The organism is Microbacterium sp. TPU 3598 (assembly GCF_002356155.1).
GTDB lineage: Bacteria > Actinomycetota > Actinomycetes > Actinomycetales > Microbacteriaceae > Microbacterium > Microbacterium maritypicum_A.
In genome coordinates this window covers 2922060-2936069 of the sequence record NZ_AP017975.1, presented here as the reverse complement: position 1 = coordinate 2936069, position 14010 = coordinate 2922060, and the positions used below count along the sequence as shown (strand labels likewise).

Sequence of the window (14010 nt, the reverse complement as noted above, 5' to 3'; positions counted from 1 at the left end):
TGCACGACTTCCTGCCGAGTGCACGGCTTCTCGACGTCGACAAGTCGTGCACTCGGCGAGTTCGCGTGCACTCGACGCCCGTCCAGCCCCCGTCCGTGTCGCGCCTGTCGTCAAAAGTTAGTTTGATCTTGCTTAGTCAATCTTGACTATGTTACTTTCATCGAGCCATCAACGACGAACGGCCGAGAAGGGACCCTCATGGCTACTTCCTCTGCGGAAACCCGATTCCGCATCACTGCCACCCTGACGTGCGTTCTCGCCGCCACGCTGACGCTCGGAGCATGCTCCGCGCAGACGCCAGGCGGCGATACCGCCCCCACGAGTGCGAGCGACACCGACGCCTGCAAGCGGAATCAGGATGCCGGCACCATCACCTACATCTCCGGCTACGGCTACTCCGCCAGCGCCGGCCAGCTCGACGTGTTCCTCGCCGAGGAGCTGGGCTACTTCGACGACCTGTGCCTCGATGTCGAGATCAACGCCTCCGGGGCGAACGGGCAGCAGCTCGTGGCATCCGGTCAGGCCCAGTTCACCGCTCTCGGTTCTGCATCCGACGTGATGCTGGCGGCGGCGAACAGCAAGAACCTCACGGCGGTCGCCACCTACGGCACGACCCCGCCGTTCTCGATCTTCGGCAACGAGAAGCTCGAGAGCCTGAAGGACCTCGAGGGCGGATCGCTCGGATACTTCATCAACCTGACGCCGATCGCCTCGGCCATGCTCGACGAGGCCGGCGTCGACGTCTCGAAGGTCGAGATGGTCAAGATGACCAACTACGACCCCACGGTCGTCGTCCGCGAGCAGGTCGACGCGATCGTCGGCTACGCCTCCAACCAGCCGCAGTCGCTCAAGGCTCAGGGCCTGCCGTTCAGCGAGTTCCTCCCCGCCGATCTCGGCGTCGAGGGTACATACAACGTGATGGAGGTGAATTCCCGATTCCTCGACGAGCACCGCGAGGTCGCCGCCGACTTCATGCGGGCGAGCCTCAAGGCGCTGCAGTACTGCCTGGACGAGTCGGATGCCTGCATCGACAAGCTCGCGAAGCTGGCCGAGGACAGCGGTCAGGGCGCAGCGTTCCCCCGCGACCAGCTCGCCCGCACGTGGGAGGTGGAGTCCGCGTGGGTGCGCGAGAGCGCCGGCGGGAACCCCGGCGTGCAGAACGAGTCGATGTGGGAGCCCGAGTACGCCCTCGTGAAGAAGTACGGCGACGTCAAGGAGCTGCCCGCGATCGCCGACATGATGGACGCCGACCTGGTCGCCGACCTCTACGACGGCGACGCCCTGATCTGGCAGGAGAAGTGATGACGGTCGCACACGGCGCCGGCGTCGAGGTCAGGAACGTCTCGAAGTCGTTCGGCGTCGACGGCGCGAAGGTCACCGTGCTCGATGATGTGAGCCTGACGATCGGAATGGGCGAGTTCGTGTCGGTGATCGGCCCGAGCGGCTGCGGCAAGTCCACACTGCTCAAGGTCGTCGCCGGCCTTCTCGACGCCGACTCCGGAAGCGTCACGATCGACGGCGAGAGCGTCACGGCGGCTTCGCGCGACAAGAAGATCGGTCTCGTGCCGCAGTCGCCCGCACTGCTGCCGTGGAAGACGGTGCGCGAGAACGTCGAGCTGCCGGTGCGGATCAACGCCAAGGCCAACGCCGGGCGAGCGCTCCGTGATCCCGCGGAGCTGTTGTCGACGTTCGGGCTCGGACAGGCGATGAAGAAGTACCCCGGTCAGCTCTCGGGCGGCATGCAGCAGCGCGCCGCGATCGCGAGGGCCTTCGTGTTCGACCCGGCCATCATGCTGATGGACGAGCCGTTCTCGGCGCTGGACGAGATGAACCGCGACCTGCAACGGATCGCGCTGCTGGAGTTCTGGCAGTCCAACCGCAAGGCCGTCATGTTCGTCACGCACTCGGTGCCGGAGGCGATCATGCTCTCCGACCGCATCGTGGTGATGGCGGCGCACCCGGGGCGCATCGCCCAGGTGATCGATGTGAACCTGCCGCGGCCGCGCACCGAAGAGGCCTACGCGACGGACGAGTTCCGCGAACTGGAAGCAGTCGTGCGCGGTGCGCTGCGCGCGCAGACGGAGAAGGCCCATGTCTGAGCTGACGATGAGAGACACGACCGCGACCCTCGCGACCGCCCGCCTGAAGGCCCAACCACGCCGGGGAGTTCCTTCCTGGCTGCGCTGGGGAGCGTGGGGACCCACGTTGATCACCTTCGTGATCGCCGCTCTCCTCTGGCAGGTCGTGGCCTGGACCAACCCGTACGTGCTGCCGACGCTGGAGGCGATCGGCGCCAGCCTCGTCGATGACGCCGGCATGTACTGGTCGAACTTCCTCGTCACGCTCCTCGAGGTGGTGGTCGGCGCCGCCGCCGGCATCCTCGCCGGATTCCTCCTGGCGGTCGTCATGGCGGAGTTCCAGATCATCGAGCGGGCGGTCATGCCGCTGGTCATCATCGTGATGGTGACCCCGATCGTGGCGATCGCCCCCGCACTGGTCGTGGCCTTCGGCTTCGGCATGGTGCCGAAGTTCATCGTGACGGGGCTCGTGGTGTTCTTCCCGATGCTCGTGAACTCGCTCGCGGGTCTGCGCGACGTCGATCAGAAGGCGCTCGACGTCTTCAAGACGCTGCACGCCTCGCGGTGGGAGATCTTCCGCGAGCTGCGCTTTCCCGGCAGCATGCCCTACGTGTTCGCAGGGCTCCGCATCGCCCTGCCGCTCGCGGTGGTCGGCGCGGCGGTCGCCGAGTTCGTCGCGGCGGGACAGCAGGCCGGTCTCGGCTCGCTCGTCACCACGTCTGCGGCGCAGGCGAACCTCGCGGTCACCTGGGCCAGCATCGCTCTGCTCTGCCTGCTCGGAGTGCTCCTGATCATCGTCCTCGCCCTGGTGCGCAAGCGCGTGCTCTGGTGGAGCGACGGCGAGGTCACGGCCAAGGGCTGACGCGGCACCCTCATCCCGGGACGGGCGCCCCCCGACCCGTCCCGGGGTTCCTCCGCCGTGCCCGGAACCACTCCAGAACCACCAGAACGAACCACCCACAAGGAAGGCACCCGCACATGACCGATCAGAACACCGTCAAGCAGTTGCGTCTCGGCCTCTTCGAGAACGCCCAGGCGAACGACTCCGGCACCGCCACGTGGCGGCACCCCGACAACGGGCGCTACCTGTTCGACAAGCTCGAGTACTGGCGCGACACCGCGCGCATGGTCGAGGACGCCGGGTTCGACTTCCTGTTCCTCGCGGATGCCTGGGGGTGGGCCGACGTCGCCGGCGAGCGTCCCGACATCTGCTCCCTCGAAGGCCTCGATCTGCCGCGTCTGGACCCGGCGATCATCCTCGCCGCTCTCATCCCCGAGACGACGCGCCTGGGGCTCGTCGCCACCGGCTCGACGCTGCTCGAACCGCCCTATTCGTTCGCGCGACGGATGGCGACGCTCGACATCCTCTCCGGCGGCCGGATCGGCTGGAACGTGGTCACCACCGGCACGGCCGACACGGCTGTGCAGGGCTTCGGCGTGCCGATGGTCGGCCACGACGAGCGCTACCTCATGGCCGACGACTTCATGCAGGTCGTGTACAAGCTGTGGGAGCAGGCGTGGGAGGAGGGCGCACTGGAGCGCGACAAGTCCGGCCGCTTCGCCGACCCGTCCAAGGTGCACCGCATTGCGCACGACGGCCCCTACTTCCGCTCGCACGGCTACGGCAACACCTCGCGCTCGCCGCAGGGCACCCCTGTGCTGTTCCAGGCCGGGGCTTCTCCCGCGGGCCGGGAGTTCGGGGGCAAGCACGGCGAGGCGATCTTCGTCGGCAGCGGCTCGGTCGAGCAGCTGCGTGCGCACTCGTCGGCGATCCGCGAAGAGGCCGTCAAGAACGGCCGCGGGGCGGACGAGGTGAAGATCATGTCGGCATTCGCCGCGATCGTCGGCAGCACCGAGGAAGAAGCGCAGCGCAAGTACGCCGAGGTCGCCGACGCGCAGAACCCCGACGTCACCGTCGCCTCCTACGCATGGTTCACCGGCCTCGACCTCTCAGCCTATGCGCCGAACACGCCGATGTCGGAGCTGAGCACCGAGCTGTCGCAGACCCAGGTCGCCCGCTTCGCCGACAAGACGGTCGGCGACGTTCTCGGAGACTGGCACGCGCACGGCGTCGGCGCCCGCCCGATCGTCGGCACCCCCGAGCAGGTGGCAGACCGGATGATCGAGCTCGCCGACGGCGCCGACCTGGACGGATTCCTGTTCGCTCCCGTCATCCCGCCGGCGTCGACGGTCGACTTCATCGAGCACGTGCTGCCGATCCTCAAGGAGCGGGGTGCGATCGCCGAACCCTCGGCCGAGCCGCAGTCGCTGCGTGAGCGTCTGATCGGCACGCCGACGCCGGCGCTCGCCGACTCGCACACCGGCTCCCAGTACCGACGGACGATGTCGCGTGTCTGACACCCTCACCGGTGTCGCCGTCGTGGGGAGCGCGAATCTCGATCTCGTGGTCGAGGTTTCGCGCCCTCCCCGCGTCGGCGAGACCCTGCTCGGTCGGGCCGGCGGCCGCTTCGCCGGGGGCAAGGGGCTGAATCAGGCCGTCGCCTCCGCACGCAGCGGGGCTCCGACCCGGTTCTGTGCGGTGGTCGGAACGGACGAGGCCGCCGACGTGCTGCAGCAGACGCTGGCGGATGCCGGAGTCGCGGCGGCCCTGCGCCGGAGTGCCGCCGTTCCGACCGGCGTCGCCCACGTGCTGGCCTTCGACGACGGCGACAACAGCATCATCGTCGCGGCCGGTGCGAACGCCGAGCTCGACGTCGACGACGCGGTCGCCGGGATCGCAGGCGCGGCGGTCGTGCTCGCGCAGCTGGAGGTTCCGCTCGCGAGCGTGGCGGCCGCCCTGCGCGCGGGCCGGACGGCCGGAGCCCTGACGATCCTGAACGCCGCGCCCGCAGATGCCGAGGCGGTCGAGATGCTCGGCGACGTCGACGTGCTGGTGGTGAACGAGACCGAGTGCACCGCGCTCGGCGGCATCGACCGGCTGCACGCCGCCGGAGCCCCGGTCGTGGTTCTCACCCGGGGTGCCGGGGGAGTGGTGCTGCATCGCGCGGGGAGCGATCCTCTGCAGGTCGACGCGTTCCGGATCGATCCGGTGGATACGACCGGCGCCGGCGATGCGTTCTGCGGAGCCCTGGCCGCCGCGCTCGCCCAGGGAGAGGCAATCGAGACGGCGCTGATCCGGGCCTGTGCGGCCGGCGCCGTGGTGGCGCAGCATCGGGGTGCGACGACGTCGGCCCTGTCGCGCGAGTCGATCGACGCGCTCGTCTCGTCGCGCTGACCTCAGGCCGACGAGGCCGCGTCGGCCGACGCTGCGCCCTCGGTCGTCTCGCCGGCGAATGTGTACTCCCCACCGCGCAGACGTTCCAGCAGGTCGAGCAGCCACTGCTTCTCGGCCGTGAGGCGGGCTGTGGAGAGGTCGAAGATCTCCCGCACGTACTTGGGCGTCGTCTCGGAGCGCAGCGTGTCCTGCACGTCGAAGCCGTTCTGCGTGATGATCGCGTCGCTCTTGATGAGGCGGTGCTCGAGGCCGGCGATCACCTCCTGCCGGCTCAGAACGAACATGAACGAGGCGACGGTCATGATGGCCTGGGTGTCGAAGGCTGCGACGTTCCAGAGGTTCTCGCGCAGCATGCGCTGCAGTTCGACCTCGCCGGCCGGGGTGATGCGGTAGGTCGTCCGCGCCGGGCGCTTGCCCTCGGCCTCGGTGCCGCTCTCGGCGATGTAGCCGTCGACCTCGAGGGCGCGCAGGGCGTTGTAGATCGATCCGGGTTGGATATGCGCCCACTCGTCGACGTGCCAGGTCATGAGTTCGCGACGGAGGAAGTACCCGTGCACGGGCTGGAACTGCTTCACGGCGCCGAGGACGACGAGGCGGGTGGTCGACATGCACCTCATGCTAACGGCTGGCCTTCGCCTTTCCTGTTGTTTGCATGATCAAAGTTGCCTATTATCAAAACTAGTCAAAGTTGACTAACGAAAGGAAGCCGAAATGACGACTGTCGTGACCGACGCGCTGACGAACGATACGGTCCCGCGCGACCTCGCCCTCCGCCGGGCCTTCTCGGTATACCCGACCGGGGTCGTGGCCCTGGCCGCGCACGTCGACGACCGTGCCGTGGGAATGGCGGTCAACTCCTTCACCTCGATCTCGCTCGAACCGGCGCTGGTGGCCATCAGTGCCGCCCGTACGTCGAAGACCTGGCCGGTGCTGCGCACCGTGCCCGAGCTCGGCATGAGCGTGCTCGCCGCGCACCACGAGCCCCTCAGTCGCTCGCTCTCGGCGAGGGAAGGCGACCGGTTCGGCGGCCATGAGTGGCGCCGCACCGATGGCGGAGCCGTGTTGATCGCGGACGCAGCGCTCTGGCTCACGTGTCGCCTGCACGGCACGTTCGACGGCGGCGACCACGAGATCGCGCTGTACGAGATCGCCGACATCACGCTGTTCGACGACGTCGAGCCCCTGGTCTTCCATCAGAGCCGCTACCGCTCGATCGCCGCCCCCGAGAACGCGTGAGCGCGTCGCCGCCCGGGACGATCGTCGGACTGGTCGTCCCCGGCGACGGTCGGGGTCGCGAGCTCGGCTTCCCGACGGCGAACCTGGCGCTCGACCACGAAGATCTGCCCGACGACGGGATCTACGCGGCGTGGGTGCGGATCGACGACGACCTGCTGTCGTGGGCGGCGAGTGTCAGTGTCGGGATGAACCCGACCTTCGACGGCGATCGCGAGCGACGCGTCGAGGTGCACCTGCATGATGCCGACATCGACCTCTACGGTCGGCGCCTGTGCGTGACCCTCGTCGCGCGCCTTCGCCCGACGCTGCGGTTCGACGGCGTCGAGGCGTTGATCGCCCAGACTGCCGATGACGTCATGCGGTGCCGGGCGGTGCTGGCTGCGGGAGCGCGCATCCACTCCTGACCCGCTCTTGGCCCGATGTTGGCCCGCTGCTCCGGTTGCAGTTCCTGCCGCTCAGACGTCGCGGGGGCGGCGCGAAGTGCGACCGGAGCGTTCCCGCCGCGCGGGGTGCGAGCAGGAAGCACGTGGATGATCGGGAGCGTGCAGCCGCCCCGGCTCAGTCGCGGGCGGTCTGCAGGATCGTCCAGAGCTCGGCGCGGGCGGGGAAGGTCGACAGGTCGACGTCGAGCAGCGCGCCCGCGTGGGCGATGCGGGAGCGCAGGGTGTGCCGATGCACTCCGAGCGCGACCGCGGCGGATTCCGCTTTCGCGTCATGCTCCAGCCAGGTGCGCAGCGAGCGTTCGAGCTCGGCGCCGGTACGGGCGTCGTGCTCGCGCACCGGGGCCAGGCGCGATTCGGCGACGAGGCGCGCCTCGTCGGTCGCGAGGGCCGTGAGGATGCTCGACCCGACGGTGTCGGAGTAGCGGGCGACCCCGTGGGTGCCCTGCTGACGCAGCGCCGTGAGCGCCTGCGCGTGTGCCCGGGCGAACGAATCGTACCCTTCGGGATCGGAGACGCCGATGCGGATGCCGAAGCGGGCGGCGACCTCGTCGAGCAGGGCCTCGTCTCCGGCTGAGACGCACATCGTCACCCCGTCCTCGGATTCGGCGAGGAAGATCGAGGTTCCGTGCTCGGCGCGGTGCCGCTCCCACCAGTCGGCGAGCGGCCCTGCCGGCGCGTCGGCGGCGACGGCCACGAGCACGGGTGCGGTGGGCAGGCTGCCCAGCACCCTCCTGGCCAAGGTGGGGTCGTCGGCGAGGAGTGATCTGAGGAGCTGTGCGTGCAGGCGACGACGGCTGCGGGCGAGCTGCTCGCTCTGCTCCATCGCGAGTCCTGCCATGGCGATCACCGAGGTCACGACCGACCGGGCTTCGGGATCGAGCGTATCGACGGCGAGGGCGATGACGCCCCGCAGATGCCCGCCGCGGCCGACCGTGAACAGCATGAACGAATGGTCTTCGATGCTGAGCGACTGCCCCGCCTCGAGTCCACGGGTCAGGATCTCCACCGCGCGATTCCCGAGCTCGTCGAGCACACGGGCCTCCACCGTTTCGCGAGGGTGGGAGAGGGTGAGCGCTCCGGCGGCGTCGAACATCCCGGCCCAGACGCCGATTCGCCGCCCGAGTTCGGCGATCGTCGCATCGAGGCCGTGCGGTCGGAGGGCGGCGAGAGCGAGGGCACGCTGCGTGTCGAGGGCCCAGGACCGTCGGGCATACGCCTGAGCCGCGATCGCCTCGGAGTGCGCGCGGGCGACGGCGATGAACGGGGTGCGGTACGGGACGGCGAACAGCGGCATCCCGTGCGCGGCGCACGCGTCGACGAGCTCTTCGGGGATGCCGGACCGGTGCACCTCGGTTCCGAATCCCAGACCGATCACCCCGCGGTCCGCGAGCCGCCCGACGTACGTGTCGATGCTGACGGCTTCGTCGAACTGGGTTCCGGTGGTCAGCAGCGCCAGGTCTTCGGACAGGAACGGGGTGGGGTCGGCGAGATCGGAGCTGTGCACCCAACGCAGCGGGCGGTCGAGTGCCCCATCGGGGATGTCGCCTTCGCGGGGGATCAGAGAGAGCCCGAGATCGCGACGCTGCAACAGGGCGCGCAGGGTCGGCTGGGCGGTGACGACCACGGTGACCTCCGGCGAGTTGTACGAGCGGGCGATTTGCTTCTCCAGATTGTACAGACCGGTGAGTGCAGGCGGCTCGGTGGCCGCCGTACGCTCGCGAACATGGCACTCCTCGACACCGCAGCCCCCGCAGTCCCTCTCGGCGGACCCGACCTCCCCCAGGAGCGTCGTCTGGTCACGGATCTTCCCGGCCCCCGTTCCGCCGAGATCCTCGCGCGCAAGGCGGATGCCGTGGCAGCGGGCGTCGGACACACCGTTCCGGTCGCCGCTGTCGCCGCCGGTGGTGGCGTCGTCGTGGACGCCGACGGGAACTCGCTCATCGACCTCGGCTCCGGCATCGCCGTGACCACCGTCGGCAACGCGCACCCCAAGGTCGCCGCGGCCGTCGCCGCTCAGGCCGCGCAGTTCACCCACACCTGTTTCATGATCTCGCCCTACGAGTCGTACGTCGGCGTCGCCGAGGCGCTCAACCGCGTGACCCCCGGTGACTTCGCCAAGAAGAGCGCCCTGTTCAACTCGGGCGCCGAGGCCGTCGAGAACGCGATCAAGATCGCCCGCAAGCACACCGGTCGCCAGGCGGTCGTGGCCTTCGACCACGGCTACCACGGCCGCACCAACCTGACCATGGCGCTCACCGCCAAGTCGATGCCCTACAAGAGCGGTTTCGGCCCCTTCGCGCCCGAGGTCTATCGGGCGCCGATGTCGTACCCGTTCCGCGACGGACTCGATGGACGTGAGGCCGCGGCCCGCGTCATCCTCCAGCTCGAGAAGCAGATCGGCGCCGACAACCTGGCCGCGGTCATCATCGAGCCCATCCAGGGCGAGGGCGGCTTCATCGTCCCCGCCGACGGGTTCCTCCCCGCGATCGTCGAGTGGTGCCGCGCGAACGGCGTCGTGTTCATCGCCGACGAGGTGCAGACCGGCTTCGCCCGCACCGGGCACATGTTCGCGAGCGAGATCTTCGGCATCGAGCCCGATCTGATCACCACGGCCAAGGGCATCGCCGGCGGTCTCCCGCTCGCTGCGGTCACCGGTCGCTCCGAGATCATGGACGCCTCGCACTCGGGCGGCCTCGGTGGCACCTACGGGGGCAACCCCATCGCCTGCGCCGCAGCCCTCGCCTCGATCGACGTGTTCGAGAACGACGGCGTGATCGAGCGGGCGCGCGAGATCGGCACGATCCTCATCGACCGCCTCACCGCGATCCAGCAAAACGACCCGCGCGTCGGCGACGTCCGCGGCCACGGTGCGATGATCGCCGCCGAGTTCGTCGACCCCGAGACCAAGGCGCCGAACGCCGCTCTCACGGCCGCCGTCGCCAAGGCGTGCATCGCGCAGGGCGTCATCGTCCTCACCTGCGGAACCTACGGCAACGTCATCCGCTTCCTCCCTCCGCTCTCGATCGGCGACGACCTGCTGAACGAGGGACTCGACATCGTCGCCGCCGCCCTGGCCGCCGCCGAATAGCATCCGGGCCGCACTCCCGTGCGGCCCGACCCCCTGTCCGGTCGCGACCCCAATCGGGGGATTTCGGGTCGCGACCGGCACTACTTCCCCCAACGAAGGAGTTGCAGATGTCTGAGATCACCCGCGACGTGCTCATCATCGGCGCCGGAGCCGCAGGGCTCACCGCCGCGAACGACCTGCGCAAGGCCGGCCTGTCGGTCGCCGTGCTGGAGGCCCGCGACCGCGTGGGCGGACGCCTGTGGACCGACGTCATCGACGGCGCCATGCTCGAGATCGGCGGTCAGTGGGTCTCGCCCGATCAGGATGCGCTCAAGGACGCCATCGAAGAGCTGGGCCTCGAGACCTACAGCCGCTACCGCGAAGGCGACAGCGTCTACGTCGGCCCCGACGGGAAGACGCACCGTTTCACGGGGGAGATGTTCCCCGTGTCGCCGGAGACCGAGGCCGTGATCGCCCGGATCACGGGCATCCTCGACGCCCTGGTCGCCGAGATCGACCCCGATCAGCCGTGGGCGCACCCGAACGCCGAGGAGTGGGACTCGATCACCTGGGACGCCTGGCTGCGCTCGCAGACCGATGACGACGAGGCCGTGCGCAACCTGGCCTTCGCCACGGGATCGGCGATGCTCACCAAGCCCACGCACTCGTTCTCGCTGCTGCAGTCGCTGCTGATGGCCGCATCCGCCGGTTCGTACTCGAACCTCGTCGACGCCGACTTCATCCTCGACAAGCGCGTGGTCGGCGGTCTGCAGCAGGTGCCGCTGCGTCTCGCCGAGCGCCTGGGCGACGACGTGCTGCTGAACCAGCCGGTCCGCAGCCTCGAGTGGTCGGACGCGGGGGTCGTCGCCACCACCGACGAGCTCACGGTCCGCGCCCGCCACGCGATCCTCGCGCACGCGCCGGTGCTGTACAGCCGTATCTCCTTCGATCCGCCGCTGCCGCGTCGTCAGCACCAGCTGCACCAGCACCTCTCCATGGGCTTCGTCATCAAGGTGCACGCGGTCTACGATCGTCCGTTCTGGCGCGAGCAGGGTCTCAGCGGCACCGCGTTCAGCCCGTACGAGCTGTCGCACGAGGCGTACGACAACACGAACCACGGCGACGAGCGCGGCACCCTGGTGGGCTTCGTCTCCGACGCCAACGCCGACGGCGTGTTCGAGCTCTCTGCCGAGGAGCGCAAGGAGCGCATCCTCGAGTCGCTCTCGCACTATTACGGCCCAGAGGCCAAGAACCCGGTCGTCTACTACGAGAGCGACTGGGGCAGCGAGGAGTGGACGCGTGGTGCCTATGCCGCGAGCTTCGACATGGGCGGCCTGCACCGTTACGGCGCGGACCTGCGCACGGCGGTCGGCCCGATCCACTTCGCCTGCAGCGACATGGCAGGAGCCGGGTACCAGCACGTCGACGGTGCGATCCGGATGGGACACCTCGTCGCATCCAACATCGTCGATGCGAGCCGCGAGTCCGGCGCTGTCGAGAGCAGCAGCTGATGACCGGCTCGGTCGTCGTGGGGTACACGGCGACGGATGCGGGAGCGGATGCCGCGGCGCTGGGCGCGCGCATCGCCCGCAGCCTGGGCGCGACCCTGCACCTGGTGATCGTGCTGCCGAACGAAGGAACACGCAACGCCGCGGTGCCGCCGGAGCGCGCCTATGAGGAGCACATCCGGTCGCAGGCCAGGAAGTGGCTCGCCGACGCCGTCGTCCGGCTGCCGCAGGAGCTGACCCGCAGCGGTCATGTCCGGTTCTCCGAGTCGTTCGCCGAGGGGCTCATCGCCGCCGGCGAGGAGTTCGGCGCCCGGGTGATCGTGATCGGTGCGGCGGGCGGGGGCATCTTCGGACGCCACCGGCTCGGGAGCGTCGCCTCGGAGCTGTTGCACTCGTCGACCATCCCGGTGGCGCTGGCACCCGTGGGAACGGCTCAGCAGGACGACCACGTCATCCCGCGCGTCACGGTCGCCGTCGGATCGAGGCCGGGCGCCGATGCGCTGCTCGACGAGGCTGTCGCCCTCGCCGGCGACAGCGGCGTCGACCTGCGCCTCGTGTCCCTCGTGCCGTTCGATGTGCCCCCGGGGCTCGATACGGGCGCGATCCGCACGGTCGGTGACGACCACGGGCAGGAGGTCCTCGCGATGGCGACAGAGCTGCTCCCCGACGGGCGCACCGCCGCCGTCGAGAAGGCTCCGGGCGACACCGTCGAAGATGCGGTCGCGAACCTCTCCTGGCTTCCCGGCGAGGTGGTCCTGGTCGGCTCCAGCAGGCTGGCGCAGCCCCGTCGTCTCTTCCTGGGCTCCACGGCGGCGAAGATGCTGCACGAGCTGCCCGTCCCCATGATCGTCGTCCCGCGCACCCGCAACGAAGCAGGAGAACGCTGATGAGCAGCACCAACCGGGCGACGGAGCCCGAATCCGGTGTCACGACCGGGATCTCCACCAAGGGCCTGAGCGCCGGAACGGTCGGCCTGATCGGCGCGGTCGTGATCGGCATCTCGTGCATCGCACCCGCCTACACCTTCACCGCCGCCGTCGGCCCTGTGGCCTCCACGGTGGGGTCGCAGATCCCCGCGATCATCCTGGTCGGCTTCATCCCGATGCTCCTGGTCGCCTTCGGGTACCGCGAGCTCAACAACCGGATGCCCGACTCCGGCACCTCGTTCACCTGGGCGGCCCGCGCGTTCGGTCCGTGGGTGGGCTGGATGGCGGGCTGGGGCCTGGTCGTCGCCACGATCCTCGTGCTGTCCAACCTCGCGGGCATCGCCGTCGACTTCCTCTTCCTGCTGATCTCGCAGATCACGGGCAACCCCGACATCGCCTCCCTCGCGAGCGTCACCTGGATCAACATCGGCGTGTGCCTGCTGTTCATGCTCGGGGCCACCTGGATCTCGTACCGCGACATGCAGACGACCCAGAAGCTGCAGTACTGGCTCGTCAGCTTCCAGATCCTCGTCCTGCTCTTCTTCGCCGGTGCGGCGATCGTGCAGGCCGTCAACGGCAACGGCTTCGACTACCAGCCCTTCGATCTGAACTGGTTCAACCCGTTCGCGATCTCGTCGTTCAGCGCCGTCGCCGCCGGACTCTCGCTGTCGATCTTCATCTTCTGGGGCTGGGACGTGACCCTCACCATGAACGAGGAGACCAAGGACCCGGAGAAGACCCCGGGTCGCGCGGCCACCGTCACGGTGCTGATGATCGTCTCGCTCTACCTGCTGCTCGCGGTGGCGATGATCATGTTCGCCGGTGTCGGCACCGGTGCGCTGGGTCTCGGCAACGAGGACATCCAGGAGAACGTGTTCTTCCACCTCTCCGGCCCGATCCTCGGCCCGCTCGCCTTCCTGGTGTCGCTCGCGGTGCTGACCAGCTCGGCGTCGTCGCTGCAGTCCACGTTCGTGGGACCGGCGCGCACGCTGCTGGCGATGGGGCACTACGGCGCCCTGCCCAAGTCGTTCGCGAAGGTCAGCCCCCGCTTCTTCACCCCGGGGTACGCGACCATCATCTCCGCCATCGTCGCGTCGGCCTTCTACGCCGTGATGCGCGTCGTGAGCGAGGACACGCTGTGGGACACCATCCTCACGCTCGGCATGATGATCTGTTTCTACTACGGGATCACCGCCTTCGCGTGCGTCTGGTACTTCCGCAAGCAGTGGTTCGACTCGACGAGGAACTTCTTCTTCACGTTCCTCTTCCCGCTCGTGGGCGGTGCGATCCTCGCGGTGCTGTTCTTCACGACGCTGATCGACTCGATGGACCCGGCCTACGGCTCGGGTTCTCAGATCGGCGGCGTCGGCATCGTCTTCATCCTCGGAATGCTGATCATCGGCGTCGGCATCGTCGTCATGGTCTGGAACGCCATCAGACGGCCGGCGTTCTTCCGCGGTCAGACGCTGAGCATCGACGCACCTCCCAGCCGACGCACGCGCTCCTAGCCCTCCTCA

At 68.9% G+C, this 14010-nt stretch carries 13 protein-coding genes; 11 read left to right on the top strand and 2 right to left on the bottom strand.

From position 1 onward, the window contains the following. The first annotated feature begins 198 nt into the window (after window positions 1–198). The 5 genes from MST3598_RS13935 (at window position 199) to MST3598_RS13915 (ending at window position 5313) form a co-directional block, all read left to right on the top strand. Complete coding sequence (locus tag MST3598_RS13935; RefSeq protein WP_029258922.1) at window positions 199–1302, top strand: ABC transporter substrate-binding protein; 1104 nt, start codon at window positions 199–201, stop codon at window positions 1300–1302. After that, complete coding sequence (locus tag MST3598_RS13930; RefSeq protein ID WP_029258921.1) at window positions 1302–2099, top strand: ABC transporter ATP-binding protein; 798 nt, start codon at window positions 1302–1304, stop codon at window positions 2097–2099. Before MST3598_RS13935 ends, MST3598_RS13930 begins: the two co-directional genes overlap by 1 nt. Further along, the gene (locus MST3598_RS13925; protein ID WP_021201083.1) at window positions 2092–2940 is read left to right on the top strand and encodes an ABC transporter permease; all 849 of its coding nucleotides are present in this window, start codon (window positions 2092–2094) and stop codon (window positions 2938–2940) included. The genes MST3598_RS13930 and MST3598_RS13925 overlap by 8 nt, the downstream gene beginning before the upstream one ends. A 116-nt stretch (window positions 2941–3056) precedes the next feature. Beyond that, window positions 3057–4436: an NtaA/DmoA family FMN-dependent monooxygenase gene (locus MST3598_RS13920; protein WP_021201082.1), complete on the top strand. Its 1380-nt coding sequence runs from the start codon at window positions 3057–3059 to the stop codon at window positions 4434–4436. Further along, on the top strand, window positions 4429–5313 hold the full coding sequence (locus MST3598_RS13915) for a ribokinase (protein WP_029258920.1): 885 nt from the start codon (window positions 4429–4431) through the stop codon (window positions 5311–5313). Before MST3598_RS13920 ends, MST3598_RS13915 begins: the two co-directional genes overlap by 8 nt. A gap of 2 nt (window positions 5314–5315) precedes the next feature. Here MST3598_RS13915 and MST3598_RS13910 read toward each other — a convergent pair whose 3' ends face one another. After that, window positions 5316–5921, bottom strand: a complete 606-nt coding sequence (locus MST3598_RS13910) for a PadR family transcriptional regulator (protein ID WP_021201080.1) — start codon at window positions 5919–5921, stop codon at window positions 5316–5318. A gap of 103 nt (window positions 5922–6024) precedes the next feature. On the opposite strand from MST3598_RS13910, the gene MST3598_RS13905 reads away from it, so the two are divergent. Beyond that, entirely contained in the window at window positions 6025–6549 is a 525-nt protein-coding gene (locus MST3598_RS13905; protein ID WP_029258919.1) for a flavin reductase family protein, read from the top strand. Next, complete coding sequence (locus MST3598_RS13900; protein WP_029258918.1) at window positions 6546–6953, top strand: riboflavin kinase; 408 nt, start codon at window positions 6546–6548, stop codon at window positions 6951–6953. Before MST3598_RS13905 ends, MST3598_RS13900 begins: the two co-directional genes overlap by 4 nt. A gap of 154 nt (window positions 6954–7107) precedes the next feature. Here MST3598_RS13900 and MST3598_RS13895 read toward each other — a convergent pair whose 3' ends face one another. Further along, window positions 7108–8616 carry a PucR family transcriptional regulator gene (locus MST3598_RS13895; protein ID WP_029258917.1) on the bottom strand — a complete coding sequence of 503 codons (1509 nt, stop codon included), beginning with the start codon at window positions 8614–8616 and terminating at the stop codon, window positions 7108–7110. Window positions 8617–8715: 99 nt separating this feature from the next. Between MST3598_RS13895 and gabT the strand changes: the two genes are divergently transcribed. From gabT to MST3598_RS13875, 4 genes are all read left to right on the top strand, one after another. Continuing rightward, a complete protein-coding gene (gene gabT, locus MST3598_RS13890; protein WP_029258916.1) occupies window positions 8716–10080 on the top strand; it encodes a 4-aminobutyrate--2-oxoglutarate transaminase in 1365 nt (454 codons plus the stop codon). A 107-nt stretch (window positions 10081–10187) separates the two neighbouring features. After that, on the top strand, window positions 10188–11570 hold the full coding sequence (locus tag MST3598_RS13885) for a flavin monoamine oxidase family protein (protein ID WP_021201075.1): 1383 nt from the start codon (window positions 10188–10190) through the stop codon (window positions 11568–11570). Continuing rightward, on the top strand, window positions 11570–12454 hold the full coding sequence (locus MST3598_RS13880) for a universal stress protein (protein ID WP_021201074.1): 885 nt from the start codon (window positions 11570–11572) through the stop codon (window positions 12452–12454). The genes MST3598_RS13885 and MST3598_RS13880 overlap by 1 nt, the downstream gene beginning before the upstream one ends. Continuing rightward, window positions 12454–14001: an APC family permease gene (locus MST3598_RS13875; protein WP_029258915.1), complete on the top strand. Its 1548-nt coding sequence runs from the start codon at window positions 12454–12456 to the stop codon at window positions 13999–14001. The genes MST3598_RS13880 and MST3598_RS13875 overlap by 1 nt, the downstream gene beginning before the upstream one ends. Window positions 14002–14010: the final 9 nt, after the last annotated feature.